We start from the raw sequence: 21,030 nt of genomic DNA on the forward strand, positions 1-21,030 counted from the left end.
GCGCCGGCCCAGCACCGCGCACGCGGCCACGGTGGGCAGGCCGGCCAGGGGATAGCGGGTTTGCCGTCATTCCACGCCGCTGGTGCGTCGAACGCACCCTTGCCTGGCTCACTACCCACCGCCGATTCGCCCGCGACTACGAACGCCACCCCCGCCACGCCCGAGGCCATGATCCGCTGGGCAGCCATTGACACCATGACCTGCCGATCGCCAGGCAGACCCGCCACCCGGCGACAACTTGACACTGGCCCGACGAATCATGACATTGTCAAACACGCTCCCAGTGCGCTCGCTGACCGACTACGCAATCGCCCTGCTCCAGCCCCAGCTACTGACGTTTCGTTGAGTTGCGAAGTAGTTCGGCCGTCCGTAGCAGCACGGCATCCCATTGTCGACTTTGAACATTCGCCTTCAGTTCGTCCGCTATAATTTTTGCGGCGGCTTCGACCAGGGTGGCGGTCATGTAATTGTTCGAGTTCTGCTCATTGTCCGGCACCGGCAGCTCTGGCGAGTCGATTGGGCCAGTATTAGTCGGCAGGGCCGAATCTGCACGGTCTGAGAGTGTCGGAAATTCCATCTCAAGGATGGCCAGAAGCTCGCGGCAGCGGATTAGGTCGAGTTGAAGACTCTGGCTCGACTTACGTTCGGCCTCCCGTTCGTCGCTGCCAAAGGTGCTCAGATGGAGATAGCGTTGGCCGGCATCGTCCGAAATTGTCTTGTACTCGCAGTCGACCTCTGTTGGGTGAACCTTGACGTTTTGGGTTGATGGGCCGAATGAGCGCACCCGTGCCATTCAGTTCTCCTGTTCGTTCACGTCTGGACGCGGTTCTTTCGAGGTCGTCCTGGCTCTTGTGTTTGGCGATGAAATCCAAGTCCGAGTCGGCCCGTACTCGTCGTATGGTTAGCGCGACCACGGTAATGACTGCCATGTTTCCGGGCCGCGCCGACGCGTGACCGACGCATACCGTGTGTGGAAGATGTGAGTGTGCCCTTTGGGGCGCGTTGACAGCCCGTGTCGACTAGGACACCGGTAAGGCGTGTTGGGTTCAGGGCTCCTAAGCTAAGGAGAGCTAGGCTGGGATGGGATCGGCCGGACGGATGACACTGAGGGTCCTGGCCCAGTGGGTGAAGGGGTGGCCCTCTCCCAATCGCGGCAGTGCCGACACGTGCCGCCCGCCTATCGGCACCCGTCGGATCGGCGAATGTCGGATTTCAGGGACTGCAGGCAACGCTGGTTTTCGAGGACCGCTCTGCAGCCACGTCCACGGTGCTTCTCTAACCCACGCGGAGCTGCAGATGACATGACCTGTACGGTGGCTAGCCGAGGCGACATAACCGCTGGAGGGCGTGGTGACCCGACGGGATGGCTTAGAGCTAGAAGGTGCCCCCGCTGTCGTTGAGGGTGCTGATACCGGCACGCTTGTGCAGCGTGCGGGTCGGAAGCCCGGACCTTTAAGCCCCCTCGTGTCTGCACAGATGAGCCGGATGCCCAGAGCGCGTACCAATCCAGAGATGCGCCTGCGGCGGGAGTTGCACCGCCGTGGTTTGCGGTACAGGGTGAATCACCCGGTGCTGCCGGGACGGCCCGACATCGCCTTCACGAAGGTGCGGCTGGCGGTGTTCGTTGACGGCTGTTTCTGGCACATGTGCCCGCAGCACTCGACGATGCCGAAGAACAACGCTGAATGGTGGGCGCAGAAGCTGCAGCGGAACGTGACCAGGGACAGAGAAAAGGATGTCCAGTTGGTGGGACTAGGGTGGAAGGTCCTGCACGTCTGGGAGCACGAGGATCCGGAGGCAGTCGCCGACACGATCGAGGGCCTAGTCCGTGACGCACGCGCTACTGAGCGCAACTAGGGAGTGCGAGTCGCCAGTCGAAACTTCATGATCATGGGTGAGTTGTGGCATCCTGGTCGTCACCGACGACGTAGGGAGGCGGCAGGTGTCGGGCAGAGCCTGGTACGACGTTTCACCTTCGGCTGCACGGCTTACCGGCTCGCTGAGGGACATCGGCTACGACTTCACGACAGCTGTGGCGGATATTGTCGACAACAGTGTCACTGCCGGCGCCACCCGCGTCGAAGTGATGATTGAGTACGACGGTCCCAACTCCCGGGTGCTGATTGCCGACGACGGTTGCGGTATGTCCGCGCGGTCCTTGCTTGAGGCTCTACGCTTCGGGACGCGACGTTCGTACACGAGAGGCGAGCTTGGACGTTACGGGCTCGGGCTCAAGACTGCTTCGCTTTCGCAGTGCAGGGTCCTTACTGTCGTAACTCGTAGCTCGAAGTCGACGGTGCGTACCAGTGCGCGGACATTGGATCTCGACCTGATCGAGGAATGGGACCAGTGGGTTGTCACCGATCCGCAGCCTGGCAACGAGACCGTGGATCGGGCACGGCGCTGGTTGGTGGAAGGGACAGGCACGGTCGTGCTGTGGCAGTCGCTCGATAGGGTGCTGTCCGAGAAACGTCCGGAGGGCGGCTGGGCGCGGCGCCGGCTCGAATCCCTGTCGAAGCGCACTGCGGAGCACCTCGGCATCGTGTTCCACCGGTTCCTGGAAGGACTGCCCGAGCGACCGCAGTTGGTCATTACTGTCAACGGCCAGAAGGTCGAGCCCTGGGACCCGTTCGCAACAGACGAGCCGGCAACCGTCGAACTAGCGCGAGAAGCGTTCGAGATCGAGACCGCGACGGGCACTGGACGCGTACAGCTCCGGCGCTATGTGCTGCCTGCCCGGGACCGGTTCAGCAGTCCTGCGGTGTTCGAGCGGCTGTCCGGCCCGTTGAACTGGAACCGGCAGCAGGGCCTGTACGTGTACCGCGCGGACCGTCTGGTGCAGTGGGGCGGCTGGAGCGGCATCCGAGGCATCGACGAGCACACCAAGTTGGCGAGAGCCGCGCTGGAGTTCGAGACAGATCTGGACGCCGCCTTCCAGATCAACGTGGCAAAGATGCGGGTGGCGCTGCCACCGCAGGTTCGTCAGCTGCTCGAGGCGCCGGTGAACGAGTTGTGCATTCTTGCCGATGACGCCTACCGCAAGACGTCGCGTTCCGTGAGCCGCCCGCTTCCTGCAGATCTCAGGAACCCGCCCGAGGAACGCGCAGTGTCGCAGGCTGCAGCCAACGCGGGACTGGCGTTACGGATGGCCGCGATGCAGGCGGGTCACTGGTCCGCTTGGGAGGCCATTGAGAAGCTGCTGCGGGAACAGTCGCCTGATGTCGCAGAACTGCTCGGCCTGGAGCCCCAGTGACCTGCTAAAAGAGTCGTTGCTGAGGGTCCTCATGGACGCTGGCGCACTTCTTCATCAGCGGACACTCCTGGCACATCGGATCGATCGGGCGGCACAGCGTGTTGGCCAGATCGATCAGACCCAGATGGGCATGCCTGGCGTTCGCATCGATGCCGACCATGCGTGCGACTTCCAGCCGACCATCGGTAAGCCGGTTCCGCCGATCGACGGGGTGCCTGCTGAACCGGGCCGCCACCCGTAGGACTCCCTTGGTGATCAGGACCGGTTCCTCGGACTCGTCCTCACCTCCGGCGGGAACGACGAGGATCGACAGATCGGCGATCGACTCGTTCAGGCCTGCAACCTTGCGCAATGCGTCGTCCTGGCCTAGGACGGCCGGATTGTCGGCAAGCGTCCGCGCAAGCTCGACGACGACATCGGCTCTGCTGGCACGGGCGATGAAGCCGCCCATGCGGCGGAGGTTCTCTTCCATGCCGAGGGTGTCCTGCGGCTGGTGCCAGGTTCGCAGAACGTTCCATACGTGCCTAGTCACATCGGGATGGGTTCGGTCGAGCAGGATCTCAGCCTGAATGACCTGCCAGCGCGTAGTCGCGCGGAGCCATGGGATTCCGGGCACCGCCGCTTGGTCGAACCAGCTGGCGAGCATGTCGGCAACCTCGCGGGTGTTCGTATGAGCAGGGGCTGGCCGCTGTAGTGACGCACGAACCGCGACAGCCAGGTGCTCACCGAGCAATGGGGGAACAGCGTTGCCGATTTGCCGAAATGCGGCTGATGGCGGTCCAGCGAACCGGAAGCTGTCAGGGAACGTCTGCAGACGAGCCGCTTCGCGCACCGTGATGGTTCGGTTCTGCCGCGGATGGATATACCAGTAGCCGTCCTTCGCGATATGCGCGGTGATGGTCCTCGACAGATCGTTCTCGTCTAGCCGTTTGTACTTGTCGTCGAAGATGTCGTCGCGGTAGCGCTTCATCTCCTCAGGCAGATCTGAGTAGCGAGTCGTGGCGTCCATGAGCTCGAACGCGCGGAGATCATCCTCCCGTACGGGTCGGGTGATGTGGTCGAAGACCTTGTTGGCGTCCTCTGGTGGGATACCTTCGCGCATCCGCTTCTGGAACTCGGTGTGCGGCTCGGTGTAGTCGCTCCAGCCGTCTGCACCGCCGGCTGGTCGCCAGCCGCCCTCAACTTCGGGGAGGTCGCTGATGGCGTTCCAAACGCTGACACGTTCAGGCTGTGGTGCCGGCCATTCGAATGCCGTGTTGTCGCGCAGGGCGACCAGAATAAGCCGTTGCCGGAATTGGGGCACGCCGTAGCGGAAGGTGTCGACCACCTTCTCCTCGACCGCGTAGCCCAGTGACTCAAGTTCATGCACCATCGTGCGGAGAATGAACATCTCCTTGTCGAGTGCCATATCTGGCACGTTTTCCATGAGGACTGCCGGTGGCCTGGCGATCCTCACGACTTCGAGGAACGACCGCCAGAGGTCGCGCCGCTCGTCGTATGGATCCCGCAAACCGTGGCGGACCTTGTGGCGAATCATGGAGCGTCCGGCCTTCGAGAACGGCTGGCACGGTGGGCCGCCAGCGAGCAGTTCTACGCCGGTGCGTTGGACGAGGTCGGCGACCTGTCTGATCCGATCGGGGTCGCCTAGGTCCCAGGTGACGCTCAGGCCGGCATGGTGGTGCCGGTGGGTCTCGATCGCTTCCGGGTAGTGGTCGACTGCAAGGACAACCCGGTAACCTGCCTTCTCCAAGCCGAGGCTGAGGCCGCCGGCGCCGCTGAACAGATCTGCGGCGAGCCGGTCACCGCGCACCTGTGCCGCCTCGGCATAGCGCAGCAGTCCTTCGTCGTCGGTGCACGCGTCGGGGTGTGGCGGCAACTGCACGAACGGGCCGCGGACCAGGCGGACTCCGTAGGCACCCCGCCGGGCCGACGGGTCCCGGGGGCGTTCATCCGTGGCGTCGGCTGTGTCGGTCACGTGCACGCACGTTACCGGTGCTGATCGCCGTGCGCCCAGCGCGACATCGTTACGTGACCGTGTGATCCTCCGTACGGATACGCCGCCTCGCGGTCCGGCCGGTTCAGCGCACGCGAACGGACGGACTCTGCGACCGGAGCCGACAGGCTGTTTCGCTCTGGCGAGGTTGCACGGCGTGTGGGTGGTGTGTGCCGTCCGGCATCGCGGGAGTGAATTGCCGTGCTTCCCGGGCCAAACTCGAGTTCGCCGCGACCGCGCGATCGTTCGCCGCTGGTAGCCAGCTCAGGGCAGATGGTGGCCTGTGCAGAATCCAGCCGACATGGCGGGTGCAAACCAGTTCACTCGCCAGTGCCGGAGGGTCACGGCGACAAATGCAGCAGGGCGGACGCGGCGGCCGCGCCGGACGATGGTACCCAGTCCCAGGCCGATTGCGGTTACCGGTTGCGGAGTGCTCAAAGGTTTCCAGTTCCGAGTCATCCTGCACCGTGAGCGGGAACTCTATGCTAAAGGCCGGTGCCGCGATGCCGATCAGCATCGGCACGCGCCAGCACGCCGTCCGTCCGCAACCGGGAGTGAGCAATGATCGACGACTCTCCCCGGACGCGTCCCTCCCGTGCCGCCGGCACGGCATCGGCAGCCGGAGTCAAATGATGCCCGACGACGACATCAGCGCCTACGCCCATATCCTCCTAGAGGAGGTCCGAGTCCAGGCCGAGGCGGACGGATGCGATCTGTCCGAAGCCTTCGCCAGGCTCATGCTGGACCAGTTCTCTGGCGACGGGTACACCGAGGACGCCACGGTGATCATGTACCGGGACCATGGCGTCGAGATCAGCGGCTACGGCGTGTCGTCCGACGATCGGTGCCTCGATCTTTTCGCCACCATCTACAGTCCCCGCGCCGATGAGGGATACAAGATCAACCGGCAGGAGCTCGACGCCGCCACCCGTCGGCTGCAGAACTTCCTGCTGCGCTCGATCCCCGGAACTCCACGGCGGAAAAACCTGTCGTCCGAGGTGCTCGGCATGGAACAGGCGGTCGCCGCCAAGTTCCACGAGGTCGACAAGGTGCGGCTCATTATCGTCACCAACGCACGCAGTGTGGTACGGGAACCGGCCCTCGCGACCGAAATTGAAGGGCGTCAGATCCTCCGCGAGCTATGGGACCTGCGCAGACTAGCCGCGTGGGCGGCCTCCGGCAGTCAAGCGGAACCGATTGTCGCTGAGTTTCCGGACGGCTTGCCCTGCCTGGCCACGCCATCCACGACCGAGGACTATTCGGTCTTCCTGGCCATCGTGCCGGGCCCGGCTCTCGCAGCACTGTATGGCGAGCACGGCGGTCGCCTGCTCGAGCTCAACGTCCGGTCATTCCTGCAGACCAAGGGAGCGGTCAACAAGGGCATTCAGGAGACCCTACGGGCCACACCAGCCCGCTTTCTGGCCTACAACAACGGCATTGCCGCCACTGCATCGTCCGTCGAGTTCGGTCCCGACGCGACCGGCCAAAGAGTGATCCAGCGCATCCACAACCTACAGATCGTCAACGGTGGGCAGACCACTGCCTCGATCCATCATGCCCAGCGGCTCGGCGTCGATATCAGTGACGTACTGGTACAGATGAAGCTCACTGTGGTGTCGGACGACCGGATCGACGAGATCGTCCCCCGCATTTCCCAGTACTCCAACACGCAGAACAAGGTCACCGCATCGGATCTCCGCGCGAACAGCGGATTCCATGTTGACGTGGAGCGGATCATGCGGACCCTGCTCGCGCCGCCCGGGCCGGTCCACAGTCAGGACACGCACTGGTACTACGAGCGGGCGCGTGGCCAGTACGCCAACGCCGTGGCCCGCGAGACCACGCCCGCCAGGAGAGCGACATTTCGAGCGTCCAATCCCGCCGACCAGAAGTTCACCAAAGCGGACCTGGCCAAGTTCGAACAGGCCTGGGCGCGGATGCCGCACCTGGTCAGCCGTGGGGCCGAGAAGAACTTCGTACTCTTTCAGGAACGGCTCAAGGACGAGCCCGTGACCGTCGACAAGGACTACTGCCGACGGCTGATCGCCAAGGCAATCCTCTTCCGGCGTACCGACAAGATCGTTGCCGATCAGAACTTCGGCGGCTACAAGATCAACATCGTGGCATACACCATCGCATTCCTGGTCCACGCAACTCAGGGTCGGATCGACCTCGACCGGATCTGGCGTGACCAGGACCTGTCGCCCGCGTTGCGCGAAGCGATCGCCGAGGTTGCGGTGCTCGTCCAGAAGGTCATCACCTCGCCACCCGACGGCCGCGCGCATGTCGGTGAGTGGGCCAAGCTGCACGACTGCTGGGACGCGGTCCGGGATCTCGACTGGCAGCCATCAGCTGCGCTGCAGGCCGAGCTCGCACACGTCGACACCTACGCCGACGACCTGGAATTGATCAACCGAACGGCTGCCCACGACTGGTCCGATCTCGCCGAATGGGGTCGTGCTGAGGGAGTTCTCGATGACGCCGCATGTCGTACCGTGAGCAATGTCGCAGAGGCACTGCGTGAAGGCTGGAGCCCCGCCGGCAGGGACGTCCTCGCAGCAGTGCCGATCATGCGTCTCGCGCAACGCCGGGGATTCCGAAAAATCCCTGGCTTCTGACCCGGCCAGGAGGAAGCACCACCATGTCCACGTGGACTGAGGACATTCCCACCGCTGGGACGAGGGATCTACCCCCGGACGCCCGCGCCCTCGACGCGCTCGGTCGCAACCACTCCCTCGAGACGGCCCTCGCAGACCTGGTCGACAACTCCATCGACGCTGGTGCAGACCGAATCCTAATCCGGTTCATCCAGCGTCATGTCCGCCTCGTCGGTCTCTACGTCGTGGACAACGGTCGCGGCATACGACCGGCCACGATCGACACCGCCATGACCCTTGGCGGCCGTCGCACATATCAAGGTGAAGACCTCGGCCGCTTCGGCATCGGCCTCAAAGCCGCATCGTTCAGCCAGGCGACCAGCCTCACCGTACTTTCCCGGGCAGCCGGCCACTCCGAGGTCGGCCGCCGGTGGCTGCAGGACCCGACCAGACGGGACCATCGCTGCGACATCGTGCCGGGCGACTTCGCTGCCGCCGAGCTGGACCGCAACTGGCGTCTGCCGACCAGACCCAGCGGCACGGTTGTGCGTTGGGACCACGTCGCCGCCTTCCCGTCCTCCGATGACCCCGCACAGGTTGACGAGTTCCTCACGCGGACCATTGCACATCTCCAGGGCCACTTGGGTCTCACGTTCCACCGGCTCATCAGCGACCGCGGCATCCGTATCAGCATCGACGTCGAGGACACGGAACTCGGCGTCGGCGTCGCCAACGATGTCGCTGCACTCGACCCGTTCGCGTATCTGTCCTCGCCACACGGCTGGCCGAAACGGCTCGAGGCCACCGTCGGCGGCTCGACATTGGCCATCGATTGTCATATCTGGCCTGGCCGGTCCAACCTGCCGCAGTATCGACTTCCAGGCGGCGCCGAGCAGCGGCAGGGCCTCTACATCTACCGGCACCACCGGCTGCTGCACGCCGGTGGCTGGGAGGGCATCCATGCCCCCGACAAGAAACTGCAGCTGGCCCGCGCAGCGATCGATATCGACGATGACATCGCCGGCCTATTCACCATGAATCCCGAGAAGACACGGGTCACGGCCGGTCCGCAGTTCGCCGAGATCGTCGCCCGCGCCCGTGCTGCCGACGGCACGGATATCACCACCTACCTACGGGCCGCCGAAAACACCTGGGTCACCAGCAATCAGCGCACCACGGCCCGACGCTCCCCGGTCAAGCCGCCCGGCCGAGGCCTGCATCCACATGTCGTACGCGAAATTCGCGACGAGCTCCCCCAGCTGCACGAGGATGCCCTCAGCATCCAATGGAAGCGGTTCCCCAACGACCAGTTCATGGAGATCGACCGCGAGTCGTCCACGCTCTGGCTGAACCAGAACTACCGGGCCGCCCTACTCGGCGGGCGGCGTGGCGGCCTGAATGACCTTCCTGTACTCAAGACACTGCTCTTCCTGCTCGCTGAGAACGTTTTCGAGGGTGCGCACCTCGGCCCACGCGACAAGGACAACATCGAACTTTGGCAGACACTGCTCACCGCCGCAGCGAAAGCCGAACGCAGCACATTTGAGGCCCGCCGGTGAACGCACCCGGCGCCCGGCACCTCAGCCCAGATACCTTCACCGCCCACCTGCGCCACTCCGCTCCGATGGACCATCCCATTCCGGGCGAGCCGCGACTAATTCTCTTCACCGACCCGGCTGGCCGACGCATCGGACTGCGTGCCCTCGCTACACCCGGCGACCAGGCGGTAAGTACCGGTCTAGAACATGTCAGCGTTCGCCTGATCCAGCTCGACGGCAACCGGATGATCGAACTTGTGATCACCGACGCGGCGCTCTTCACCGACGCCTACCCGGTCTTGCGGGCGGTCGCGGACCGGATACAGGTCGACAAGCAGCCGTTCACCCAGGCGGTGACCAGTACCCTGCGACGTCTCGGCCACCTCCTGCGTCCCGAAACCAATCTTCAACGGGCCACTGAGACCGGCCTGCTGGGAGAGCTCGCCCTGTTCAACGGTCTTGCCCGGACGCTTGGTCCGGAAACCGCACTGCGTGCATGGCGCGGGGCGCTGTCGGAAGAACACGACTTCGGTCTCGACGACCACGACGTCGAGGTGAAGACCACCACCAGGGAAGCCCGACTGCACTCGATCGAATCACTGACCCAGCTCGTCCCCACCGACCAACGCGGTCTCTGGCTGATCTCGTTTCAGGTGACAGTTGCCGGTACCGGCGGCACCACCCTGCCCGACCTCATTACCATTGCCCGGTCGCTGCTCGCTGCAGGACCCGATCGGGATGCTTTCGACGATCTGCTCGCCTCTGCCGGATGGGCCGACCGCTTTGCTACAAGCTGCACGACTAAGTGGCGGCTGCGGAACCCGCCGGCAGCCTTCGTCGTCGACCACACATTTCCCCGCATCACCCCAGCCATGCTCGACCCACGCATCGATGCCGTACGCATCCAGGACGTCCGCTACCGCGTCAACCTCACAGGTCGCCCACCGGACACCCCGCCAGACGTCGTCGGCGACGCACTGCAGGCACTGCATCAGGAGCTGCAATGAGCGACACCATTACCACCGCCTACACCGCAGCCCTTGACGGCATGCAAACCAGCGGGCCGAAACCGCTGCACAAGTTCGCGGCACTCTACGGCGACGACCTCTCGCTCAGTGACGGCACCGCACTGCTCGCCCATCTGCAGGCTGCGGGACCTGACGATGCATTGCGCCAGCGTCTCGCGTACCTCCTCGCCTCGTGGGACCACGCAACCGACGGACCATGGATTGCTGGAACCGCCCGCAACACTGCGGAACGTCGCGCCGCCGTCTGTGGTGCCCTCGGGTTGGACCAACCGACCGCCTTGCTGCTGGAGGACATCGTCCCGTGGGCAGCGATGGACGCACCGATCGTCATCACCGATGACTTTGAGGAATGGCGTACGCCGGAGCGACGCACCGAACGCGACTTCTACTGGGCGCACTACAGCAGTTACCTGCTGGCCCGCGGCTGGAACGCCGCCGCGGTCGCGGGACTCGATGAAGCTACTGAGGAGGTCGTCCAGCGCCTCTCCGACCCGACTCGCAAGGTTGCCTACCAGGCCAAAGGCCTCGTCGTCGGCTACGTACAGAGCGGCAAGACCGCCAACTTCACGGGCGTGATCGCGAAGGCCGTCGACGCCGGTTACCGCATGATCATCGTGCTCACCGGTACTACCAACATGTTGCGCGCCCAGACCCAACGCCGCCTGGACATGGAGCTGTGCGGACGCGAGAACATCGAACCGGACCACGATCCGACCGCGCACGAGTACCGTGACGACGAGGACTGGAAAAACGGCCGGTTCCTGCGCCACGGTGGCCGTCCCTCCGACTCCCGCCACCCAGACATCGAGCGGCTGAGCAACTACGCCGGCGACTACCAGCGGCTCAAGCAGGGCATTTCCGCGCTCAAATTCAAACGGCACGACCCAAACAGGCCGTTCTTCGATCCAGTTAACCTGTACACCAGCGACGCTCGCCTCGTCGTGGCGAAGAAGAACGCCTCGGTGCTGACCAATCTCGTCGCTGACCTGAAGAAGGTCAGTGCCCGACTTGGCGAGATTCCAGTCCTCATCATCGATGACGAGTCCGACCAAGCATCGGTCAATACGACCAGCCCGAAGAAATGGAAGGAGGACAGCAAGGAACGCACTGCCATCAACCGGCTTATCGGACATCTGCTCCATATGATGCCCCGAGCGCAGTATGTCGGTTACACCGCGACGCCGTACGCCAACGTGTTCATCGACCCCTCAGACGTTGAGGACATCTTCCCCAAGGACTTCATCGTCGCCCTTCCCCGACCCGTTGGCTACATGGGCGTTGACGACTTCCATGACCTTGACGACCCACGCCCCGTCAACGAGCGGCCCCTTACCACCTCCAAAGAGCGGGCCCACGTACGTCTGCTCAGCGAAGAACCGGACGTCGACGAGCTCCGTTGTGCGCTCGACATGTTCGTGCTGACCGGTGCCATCAAGCTGTACCGCCAGCGGACCGGTGGGCATACCTACCGCCACCACACCATGCTCGTCCACGAAGCCATGGGGCAGGAAACACACGCTGAAACCGCGGAACTGCTCACGAAACTGTGGGCCCGCGGCGGTTACCACACCGCTGCTGGGCTGCATCGCCTGCAGAAGCTCTACGAGGCCGATCTGCTTCCTGTCAGCCAAGCGCGGGCCCCCGATCTGGCAACCCCCGACGATTTCGCTCACTTGCACGGTGACATCGCCGCAGCTTTGGCAAAGATCAACCCGGCAGACCGGACGCGTGACCCGATCATCGTCGTCAATAGCGACACTTCGCTCGACAAACAGCGGGAAGAGGTTGACTTCGACAAGCGTGACATCTGGCGGATCCTTGTCGGCGGGAACAAGCTCGCACGTGGCTTCACGGTGGAAGGCCTCACTGTCAGCTACTACAGGCGTGCAACGAGGCAGGTCGACACCCTCATGCAGATGGGACGCTGGTTCGGATTCCGGGCGGGATACCGTGACCTTGTTCGGCTGTACACCACTGCTGAGCTACACGATATGTTCAGTGCGGCCTGCCAGGATGAACAGTCTCTGCGAGATGACCTGCGCAAGTACTCCGACGCCACGGCACCCGAGTCGCGACTCACGCCCAAGCGGGTACCGCCGCTGATCGAACAGCATCGACCGGACCTGCGGCCGACCGGCCGGAACAAGATGTGGAACGCGCGTCTGGTCTCGCGTAGCTCACCAGCCCGCCCCATGGAACCCGTGGCCTACCCGACCAGCCCTAAAGCAATTGCATGGAACAACGAGCAATGGGCGGCCATTCTCCGATCTGCGACCTCTGACCGTGGAACGGCTAAGTTCTCAGTGCCGAAAGCCAAGACTACCTACGACGCGTTCCATACCCGCGTGTCCCATCATGAGCTGCTCGCCGTGTTGAGCGGCCTCAAATGGCTTGCCAGCGGTGCGTTTGCCCCAGACCTGGCCTGGCTGCAGTCGCTAGACGTGACGGAAGTGCAGCAGTGGAGGGTCATCCTCCCGCAACAGGCAGATCAAAGTTCCCAGAGAACGCTGATGGGATGCGGACCACTGAGCATCTTCAAGCGTGCCCGGACAGACACTGGTGCTTTCAAAGTCATCAGCGAGTTGCGGCACCGCAATGCCGCATGGCGTATCGCTGGACTGGACACCGGATGGCCGGACGCGACGGCCGACAGTCTGCGTGAGCCCTACACCGCAGCCATCGTGATCTACCCGGTCGTCAACCTGGGCAGATCGGAGCAGCTCAAGGGCACGGCCGGGGACAGTATCGATTCCGAGCTGGTGACAATTGGTTTCCATATGATCACGCCCAAGGCTACGGCGCGCGCCGGCGCTGGGCTTGTGTGGACAACTATCGACAGCAGTGATCCCAGCGCGATTGTCGTTGACGCCGCACCGGGCGAATAAGGTTCGCCGCCGACCCGCCTTGTGCTGCGGAACCAGGCCGATCGATCAGCTCGGGGCGACCTATCGGTCGCACAGGATCGCAGCACAGCAAGGTCGGTCCGGCGGGCCGAAGCGCCCTCATTCTGGCACAGGCTAGGACCGTGGTGTCGATGAAAGCTCCGTGGAGGAGCGATGTTGATGAGCACCGGCCACTACCGCCGTCTGGGTACCAAGGCGGCGGCCGCCTCGGCAGCGTCCCGGGCCACTTGGGGCAGCACGGACGTGTATGTGTCGGCGGTGAGCGAGCAGGAGCGCCTGCAGGCTCTGGCCGCGTTCGACGCAGCCAACCCCCGAGGGGGCAATGACGTCAGCCGCCCCAACTGACGAGGACCTGTACTAGGAGGCACAAGTGCCTCGATCGACCGCCACCATCCAGCGGTAATGGGCCTGTTGCCGACGGCTGCTCACCGGTATCGCCCGACGGACCTGGCCGCAGCGGAGCGGTAGGACCTGTGGCAGGTTGACCGTTCCCGCGAACCGTGATCGCATGAATGAATACCGTGAGTTGTCGCTATTTGACGGTGCGTGGCCGACCGAGCGGTGACATCGATAGACTTCCCTGCATGCCGTCGAGGGCGACAGAACGAATCGTCGCGGTCCGCTTGGAGGAGCCCGATCAGGGCGACCTCTTCGGCGCGGGTCCCAGACTGATCAGGGAAGCGCTCATACCCGGCCGGCCAACCGAGCGATTCGGCCGGATATGGCACGTCGGGAAGGTGCACGAAGAGGGCGGCGTCCTGTACGGCCGTCTCGGCTACGAAGAACGCGTCCGGGTTGATCGCTGGCAGGAGGAAGTCAACGACTTCGAACGGGACTACGTCGATGGCGGGACCGCTGCGCCGTTCGTGATCCGGATGAGCGACCTCACCGTCGTGTACCAGCCGCGGAAGGGGGCCATCCGCCCCGAATCTTTCGCCGGCGCGTTGCGGGCGATGCTCAAGTTCGGCCAAAACTCCAACTGGCGAGTGAAATCGTTGACCGGCGGCAGTGCATCCTTCGACGAGTGGCGAGGCCGCATTGACCGAGTGACCCGGCTCCGTGCCTGCCTCGAAGGCGGCGGCGAGCAGACCAACACATGGCGAACAGGCCAGCTGCTCGCTGGGCCGCGACCGGACCAGGCCTCGGTGGAATGGCGAGCGAGCGACGGCCTCGACACCAACGCATCCTGCGTGCGCGAGCTGCTGCAACAAGCCGACGCGGGAACCGTAGAGATCGTGGCCGAAGGACAGTGTGGTGACTCGGCGGACACGGCCTGGCGATGGAACAGCTCCTCCGGTGACGAACGCATGATGACCAAGGTTGAGGTCGACAACATCGACGGCGAAGTCAGTCGAGAAGCACTAATCGCGGAGCTCGAGAAGATCGGTCGGCTCGGTTGAGCGCAGCTCCAAAGCTGCTGACGCCTCTAAGCCGCGAGGAGCACCGTCGCGCCCAGACCGTGGCCGGTCACTGCAGCAGGGCGACAACGCTAAAGTCGACCGCCGCGTGCTTTCGTCGCTGACTGAGGTTATTGTGCAGTCAATGCGCGATCTCGTCGCGGAAAGTCAAAGAACTTTTTTCAGGCGTGTCAGTTCACGAACTGTGAATCCATGTTCTTAGCGGACCCGGAAAAGGTCATGAGCAGCCTGTTCGCAAAATACCATGCAAGCAGGTACGTGGCAGGCGACTCGCTGGGAACGCCGATTATCTGCCGAGCTGCTTCCGTGAGTTGTTCGCGGAAGTCCTCGTGCGCTCCGAAGGCGGGGTCCTCCGCAGTGCCCCTGACGTACAGAACGATGAATGTTGCTGGGCGTCCGTCCGGCTTGGGTCGGATAATTCTGCCCATCCGCTGGATCATTTGGCGCTTGCTCCGGCTACCCGCCATGATGACGCCAATTTCGGCCTCCGGAACGTCGACGCCCTCGTCCAGCGCCCAGGGAGCGGTCAGCACCTTCACATTGCCGTCTTTGAACGCCAACAAGCGATGTGCGCGTTCCTGCGCGGACAGGCCGCTGTGAAACTCGGCCGCCAGCACGCCGTTGCTGAGCAGTACCGCCGCTGCCTGCTTCGCGGCGGACTGGGTCTCCGCGAACACTAGTCCGGGGCCCGCGGCAGTCAAGACTGGCGCCAGCGTGGCGAGTGCTTCGTGTTTGCTGCGGCAGTCGGCCAGCAGTTGACGGCACTTACTGAATGCGCTCAAGAATCTGCGGGCATGCCTGGTACCGCGAGAGTCCTCGCTACCGCCACGGCTGAGTTGGGTTACGGAGGCCATGAAGTCGCCGAATGGCTCCGGCGGACATCCATGGTCGGCGATCAGCTTGTGGCGGAGGTTTTTTGCCATCGCGTCGTGCTCGTCGTGCTCCCGCTGCTCATCCGGAGCGAAATCCACCCCTGCGAAGGCGACGTGAAACTGCGCCAAGATTCCTTCGGTGAGGCCACGCTCGTAGCTACAGCCGGCCACCACGCCGCTGAAGTACGGATCCAGGTGCTCGGTCATGCCGTCGTCCTGGCGATCGTACGTTGCCGTAAGTCCGAGCCGTGCCCCGAAGCCCTGTTCAAGAGCTCGGGAGAAGGTCGGCGCTCCGTAGCGGTGGACCTCATCGGCGACCAGCAACCCCAGAGTGCCCGGCGGCAGCATCTGGTAGGCAGCGGCCGAGTTGACGATGGACACCACGATCGAGTGCTCGTAGAGCGAGTCCCTATGGCCGTTTCCGAATCGTCCCACCCGCGCAATTTGCAGGTCACGGCATAGCACGTGGTGCCACTGGTCGAGCAGTTCACGGCTCGGCACGAGCACGAGGACCTTTTCGCCAGCATCGAGAGCAGCAGCGGCAGCGAGGACTCCGACCGTGGTCTTGCCGGTGCCGGTGACAGCCTCCACGACGCCACGGCGGCCGTGGAAACGCCATTTCGCCAGCGCCTCGAGCTGCCACGCCCGCGGGTCCATGCCTACATAGCAGCAAGGCCGAGGCGACGCGATGAGTGCGGAAAACGCGGCGCCGTTGTGACCGGCGTCGGCGGCCAGGCGCCAGCGCGGTGGCGTGGCGCCGTCATGAATGAACGTTCCCGGGTTGAAGTACAGCGTTCGATTGACGTCCGTTGTGTTCAACCCGTCAAGACCCAGGTGCTGCAAGCCCGCGAGCAGCTGCCGCTTGTTTTGGCCAGGCTGTACCGTCAGTAGGCTGTGCAGTGCATCCAGCATCAGCTTCTGCTGCAAGCGGTTGCCTTTCGAGATTGATCGTTCCGTGTCAGCACCTGGTTCCACGCGGGCCCCTGCGGGTGACCCTCTGTCAGGCGATGTATGGGGGCAGGGCGACGTGTCTGCGATGTAATCGTAGGACCGCCCTTCCGCGGCCTTGGCCATCTGACTGGGCACAGTCGTACTCCCTTCCGGGGCCTCACGGTGTACGCCAAGGTGGTACGCCGTCGTGTGTTCGATGAGCGAAACGGATGGGGTTCGACAGAGCGTCGTGGAAGGCCAACGGTCCATACCGAGATCAGCCCGCTCGATGAGGTACGGGATTCAGGGGCGCCGCTGCGGTCCCCACCACGGCAGAGCTCCTCCAGCATCGCTTGCGATCGTGGTGGAACTGGCTCGCCGGGGAAGCAGCGCTCACACAAGTCGAGTCGCTGCTGCGCGGCAGCGCACACATCACAGCCGCAGGGCCGGCTCGGGCGCCGAAAGCAAACGGCTGGTCACGCCAGTAGCGTGACCAGCCCGATGATGCCGGTGCTCGGCGGTTCAGCAGGACAGGTTGCCGCCCGCGGGGACGCCGAGGATGGCGGTGAACTGGTTGTAGAGGTTCACGCGGCTCTGCACCTGGGCGGGGTTGCCGCCGTTGCACTCGATGCTGTTGATGGCCCGGATCGTGGTTCCGAAGCCCTGGCCGTTCACCATCGCGTTGTGCGACGTGGTGCCCGCGTTGCCGGTGCCGGTCATCCAGTACCACAGGCCGGTCTGCCACGAGATCGACGAGTCGGTGCCGACCAGGTTCGGGTTGTTGAGCAGGTCGACGCCGAGCGCGTCGCCGGCCGCCTTGTAGTTGAAGTTCCAGCTCAGCTGGATCGGGCCTCGGCCGTGGTAGGCGGGCTGGCCGGCCGGGCAGCCGTAGGGCTGGCTGGTGTCGCAGTAGTGCGGCCAGTTGGCGGTGTTGACCTCGTCGATGTAGACGAGCCCACCGGTCTCGTGGCTGACGTTGGCCAGGAACGCGGCGGCCTCCTGGCGCTTGACGGTGTCGCTGCCGATAGTGGCGAACGCCGGGTACTTCTTCATGGCGTCGACCAGCCCGGCGTACGTGTAGAACCCTGTCCCGCACCGGGTTTGATGGAGACATCGAAACCTGGGAGAAGATCGAGTTATGCCGGCACCGAAGAAGTACCCCGACGAACTGCGTGAGCGTGCGACCCGACTGGCCCTTGAAGCCCGCCGGGATCCGGCGTCCGCGGTCGGGGCGATCCGGCGGATCGCAGGGCAGCTCGGGGTCCATCCGGAGGCGTTGCGGGTCTGGGTGAAGCAGGCCGAGACCGACGCCGGTGCGCGGCCGGGCACCACCAGCAGCGACGCCGAGCGGATCGCCGCGCTCGAGCGGGAGGTGCGTGAGCTGCGGCGGGCGAACCAGATCCTGAAGTCCGCGGCGTCTTTCTTCGCGGCCGAGTTGGACCGGCCGTCGCGATGAAGGTCGCGTTCGTCGACTCCCAGAAGGATCAGCACGGTGTCCAGCCGGTCCTGCAGGCGCTGGAAGGCACGCCGGCACAGATCGCACCGTCGACCTACTACGCCACCAAGACCCGCCCGGTCAGCGCCCGTTGCCGCCGCGACGAGGAACTGAACGCGCTGATCACGCGGATCCACGCCGAGAACTACGGCGTCTACGGGGCCCGCAAAATCTGGCACGAGCTGCGCCGCCAGAGCGTCGAGGTGGCCCGGTGCACCGTCGAACGGCTGATGCGCGCCGCGGGGCTGCGCGGACTGCTGCGGGACAAGACACCCCGCACGACGCGGCCCGCGCCGGAGACCGACCGGCCTCGTGACCTGGTCGAACGGAACTTCACCGCCACCAGGCCGAACCAGCTGTGGGTCGCCGACCTGACCTACGTACGCACCGCCGCCGGCTGGGCGTACGCCGCGTTCGTCCTCGACGTGTACTCCCGCATGATCGTCGGCTGGCAGGTGTCCACCTCGCTCTACACCGACCTCGCGTTGGACGCGCTGAAGATGGCCGTCTGGCGTCGCCAGCATCACGGCGCTGACCTGCAAGGACTCGTGCATCACTCGGACCGCGGCGTGCAATATCGAGCGGTTCGCTACAGCCAGCGGCTCGCCGAGGCCGGCGCCGTCGCCTCGGTCGGTTCGAAGGGCGACTCGTACGACAACGCCATGGCCGAGGCGTTCAACTCTCTCTACAAGGCCGAACTCGTGCGCAACAAGGGTCCATGGCGCGGGCTCGACGACCTGGAGATGGCCACCGTCGAGTACATCGACTGGTACAACAACCGCAGGCTTCATGGCGAGCTCGGACACGTCCCGCCCGCCGAGTACGAGGCCCTACACGCGATGGCCCGGACGGTCACCGCACCCCTGGAAACCAGATAAACCACTCTCCATCAAACCCGGGGCTTGACACCCGTTGCGGCTCGGGAACATATGGTTGAACTGGGCCTCGCTCACCACGAAGCCGCTCGTGCTGGTACCGCCGCAGGAGTAGGGCGACCAGAACCAGGTGCTGATCGTCGGGTCGTAGCCGGGGTTGTCGTGCGTGGCTTGGTAGAGCTGTCCGTTGGTGTACCGCACGATCGCACCGGTGGCGTAGGACTGTCCGGCGACCCAGTTCGGGTAGTTGCACGAACCTGTGCCGCCGCCCGGGACCGTCCACTTCTGGTTGGCGCCGCCGTGGCAGGACCAGATCAGCAGCGGGGTGCCGTCGGCCGTACCCCAGCCGGACGCGTCGAGGCACTTGTTGGCCTGGGGGTTGACGATGTCATTGGCGCTGCTGACGGCCCACTGCTGGGCGCCGGTGCCGTTGCAGTCCCACAGTTGGACCTTGGCCCCGTCGGCGGTGGAGCCGCCGGACACGTCGAGGCATTTGCCGAGGGCGCGGATCGTACCGTCGGTGCCCACGGTCCAGTTCTGGGCGTTGGTACCGTTGCAGGTCCACAGCTGGATCTGGGTGCCGTTTGCGGTATTGGCGCCGGCGACGTCGACGCACTTGCCGGCGTATCCGGAGATTGCACCCGTGCCCGCGGCGGCCGCGGTGCCGGGCCTGAGCGGGATGATGGAGACGGCGCAGAGCGCGAGAGAAGCTGCCGCGACGAGCACCCGACGCAAACGCGCCGATCTCGATCTGTCCATTGGGGACGCTCCTGGGGAGGGGAAGCCGGGCCAAGGCAGGTACCCGGTTCTACGGCGTCCTTCTATCGCAACCTGATCTAACTGTAAAGAATGTTTACCTATGTTCGAGTGTCGCAAGATCGTCGATGGATTCGCCGCGCCAAGCTGGAGGCCACGCTCCGCCATCCATTGTGGAATCTGTCGGGCTCGACATGTGCTCCGCTGTTCGTGGACGCCACCCCGTCGCCCTGGACATGGGTTTAAAACCGGACATAGCTCGCCTTGTAATCGAAAGGTTGGGGGGTTCAAGTCCCCCATCGGCTCTCTTGATCGACCCTTTGACTTGGCCACTCCGTGCAGCCGGGCGATCTCGACAACCTTCCGAATGGCACACCGTGCTCATTCTGTGCTCCCACGGGCTGGGTTCGTGCGGCACACTGTTCGGTCGTGAAGGCCTATGTCGGTGTGACGGACGGCAATTGGTACCGGTTCCTTGCCGACCGGCCGCTGCTGCAGGAGGTCAACTTCTGGCGGCCGTCGAGCAGGCACGGTTTCGGCGCCGTTCAGGTCGGCGAGCCCTTCTTCTTCAAGAGCCACCACCAGCACAACCGCGTCGTCGGTGGAGGTTTCTTCAGCGGATTCGCGCGGCTGACGATCTCTGAGGCATGGGAACTGCTCGGCGAGGGCAACGGCGCCTTGAGCCTCCAGCAAATGCGCGAAGCGATCAGCCGCTACCGGAACGAGCCGATCTCGCCGCGCGAGGATCCACTGATCGGGTGCCTCTTCATCCGCGACACCCGGTTCTTCGGGCCGGAACTGGACGCCCCGGCGCCGCCCGACTTTGCCACGAATGTCGTGCAGGGCAAGAGCTACGACCTGGCCGAGCGCGCCTACTCGGGGTACTTCCTAGACCTGCTGCATCGGCTCACCGGAACGGCTGTCGAGGTCGATCTCAGTGCGCCGTGGCATCGCCCTGGACCGGTGTACGGCGATCCGCGGCTGCAGCCGCAAAGGCTTGGCCAGCAGGCGTTTAAGGGAGTCGTGCTCGACGCCTACCATCACCGCTGCGCGATCACCGGGGCGAAGATTCGGCCCGTGCTCCAGGCTGCCCACATCCTGCCGTTGCCTCGAGGTGGTGAGCATCGGATCGACAACGGCCTGCTGCTTCGCTCCGACGTCCACATCATGTTCGACCGCGGGTATCTCAGCATCGACCCGAAACACCGGCTGCTGGTCAGCCCGCGACTGCGCGAAGACTTCGGCAACGGCGAGGAGTTCTACTCGCGAAGCGGAGAGCAGATTGCGCTTCCGGAGCGGAAGGCCGACCGCCCGCACCGTGAGTTCCTGGAGTGGCACGTCGACACGGTGTATCAGGCCGCCTGACCGCGCG

14 protein-coding genes and 2 pseudogenes are annotated in these 21,030 nt (G+C 64.4%); 11 read left to right on the forward strand and 5 right to left on the reverse strand.

The features are described 5' to 3' along the window. Positions 1-56 precede the first annotated feature (56 nt). Positions 57-143 (forward strand): annotated as a pseudogene (locus tag ACQEVU_RS52455) (IS5 family transposase); the annotation flags it as partial. Between the two features lie 185 nt (positions 144-328). Here the strand turns inward: ACQEVU_RS52455 and ACQEVU_RS52460 are convergent. Further along, positions 329-793, reverse strand: a complete 465-nt coding sequence (locus ACQEVU_RS52460; protein WP_433338274.1) for a hypothetical protein — start codon at positions 791-793, stop codon at positions 329-331. Positions 794-1,476: 683 nt separating this feature from the next. Between ACQEVU_RS52460 and ACQEVU_RS52465 the strand changes: the two genes are divergently transcribed. Together ACQEVU_RS52465 and ACQEVU_RS52470 are read left to right on the forward strand one after the other, a co-directional pair. Beyond that, positions 1,477-1,857 carry a very short patch repair endonuclease gene (locus ACQEVU_RS52465; protein ID WP_433339745.1) on the forward strand — a complete coding sequence of 127 codons (381 nt, stop codon included), beginning with the start codon at positions 1,477-1,479 and terminating at the stop codon, positions 1,855-1,857. 85 nt (positions 1,858-1,942) lie between these two features. Continuing rightward, the gene (locus ACQEVU_RS52470; RefSeq protein WP_433338276.1) at positions 1,943-3,253 is read left to right on the forward strand and encodes an ATP-binding protein; all 1,311 of its coding nucleotides are present in this window, start codon (positions 1,943-1,945) and stop codon (positions 3,251-3,253) included. Positions 3,254-3,257: 4 nt separating this feature from the next. On the opposite strand, the gene ACQEVU_RS52475 is transcribed toward ACQEVU_RS52470, so the two are convergent. Beyond that, the gene (locus ACQEVU_RS52475; protein ID WP_433338278.1) at positions 3,258-5,228 is read right to left on the reverse strand and encodes a DNA cytosine methyltransferase; all 1,971 of its coding nucleotides are present in this window, start codon (positions 5,226-5,228) and stop codon (positions 3,258-3,260) included. A 521-nt stretch (positions 5,229-5,749) separates the two neighbouring features. On the opposite strand from ACQEVU_RS52475, the gene ACQEVU_RS52480 reads away from it, so the two are divergent. The 6 genes from ACQEVU_RS52480 (at position 5,750) to ACQEVU_RS52505 (ending at position 14,712) form a co-directional block, all read left to right on the forward strand. Further along, positions 5,750-7,864 carry an AIPR family protein gene (locus ACQEVU_RS52480; protein WP_433338280.1) on the forward strand — a complete coding sequence of 705 codons (2,115 nt, stop codon included), beginning with the start codon at positions 5,750-5,752 and terminating at the stop codon, positions 7,862-7,864. A gap of 23 nt (positions 7,865-7,887) precedes the next feature. After that, positions 7,888-9,402 carry an ATP-binding protein gene (locus ACQEVU_RS52485; RefSeq protein ID WP_433338282.1) on the forward strand — a complete coding sequence of 505 codons (1,515 nt, stop codon included), beginning with the start codon at positions 7,888-7,890 and terminating at the stop codon, positions 9,400-9,402. Continuing rightward, positions 9,399-10,388, forward strand: a complete 990-nt coding sequence (locus ACQEVU_RS52490) for a PD-(D/E)XK motif protein (protein WP_433338284.1) — start codon at positions 9,399-9,401, stop codon at positions 10,386-10,388. Before ACQEVU_RS52485 ends, ACQEVU_RS52490 begins: the two co-directional genes overlap by 4 nt. Then, positions 10,385-13,294, forward strand: coding sequence for a Z1 domain-containing protein (locus tag ACQEVU_RS52495; RefSeq protein WP_433338286.1), 2,910 nt, complete (start codon positions 10,385-10,387; stop codon positions 13,292-13,294). Before ACQEVU_RS52490 ends, ACQEVU_RS52495 begins: the two co-directional genes overlap by 4 nt. A gap of 177 nt (positions 13,295-13,471) precedes the next feature. Next, entirely contained in the window at positions 13,472-13,657 is a 186-nt protein-coding gene (locus ACQEVU_RS52500; protein ID WP_433338288.1) for a hypothetical protein, read from the forward strand. 239 nt (positions 13,658-13,896) lie between these two features. Next, positions 13,897-14,712, forward strand: coding sequence for a hypothetical protein (locus ACQEVU_RS52505; RefSeq protein ID WP_433338290.1), 816 nt, complete (start codon positions 13,897-13,899; stop codon positions 14,710-14,712). Between the two features lie 188 nt (positions 14,713-14,900). On the opposite strand, the gene ACQEVU_RS52510 is transcribed toward ACQEVU_RS52505, so the two are convergent. Then, positions 14,901-16,529 carry a DEAD/DEAH box helicase gene (locus tag ACQEVU_RS52510; protein WP_433338292.1) on the reverse strand — a complete coding sequence of 543 codons (1,629 nt, stop codon included), beginning with the start codon at positions 16,527-16,529 and terminating at the stop codon, positions 14,901-14,903. A gap of 525 nt (positions 16,530-17,054) precedes the next feature. Beyond that, on the reverse strand, positions 17,055-17,777 hold the full coding sequence (locus ACQEVU_RS52515) for a chitinase (RefSeq protein ID WP_433339746.1): 723 nt from the start codon (positions 17,775-17,777) through the stop codon (positions 17,055-17,057). Here ACQEVU_RS52515 and ACQEVU_RS52520 point away from each other — a divergent pair. Beyond that, a pseudogene (locus ACQEVU_RS52520) lies at positions 17,671-18,905 on the forward strand (IS3 family transposase). The gene ACQEVU_RS52515 and the pseudogene ACQEVU_RS52520 sit on opposite strands and share 107 nt — an antisense overlap. Here the strand turns inward: ACQEVU_RS52520 and ACQEVU_RS52525 are convergent. Further along, complete coding sequence (locus ACQEVU_RS52525) at positions 18,858-19,661, reverse strand: lectin (RefSeq protein ID WP_433338294.1); 804 nt, start codon at positions 19,659-19,661, stop codon at positions 18,858-18,860. The pseudogene ACQEVU_RS52520 and the gene ACQEVU_RS52525 sit on opposite strands and share 48 nt — an antisense overlap. A gap of 426 nt (positions 19,662-20,087) precedes the next feature. Here ACQEVU_RS52525 and ACQEVU_RS52530 point away from each other — a divergent pair, with 426 nt between their 5' ends. Next, entirely contained in the window at positions 20,088-21,023 is a 936-nt protein-coding gene (locus ACQEVU_RS52530) for an HNH endonuclease (protein ID WP_433338296.1), read from the forward strand. The last annotated feature ends 7 nt before the right edge of the window (positions 21,024-21,030 follow it).

Origin of the sequence: Dactylosporangium sp. CA-139066 (assembly GCF_050936175.1) — a bacterium.
Classification (GTDB): domain Bacteria; phylum Actinomycetota; class Actinomycetes; order Mycobacteriales; family Micromonosporaceae; genus Dactylosporangium.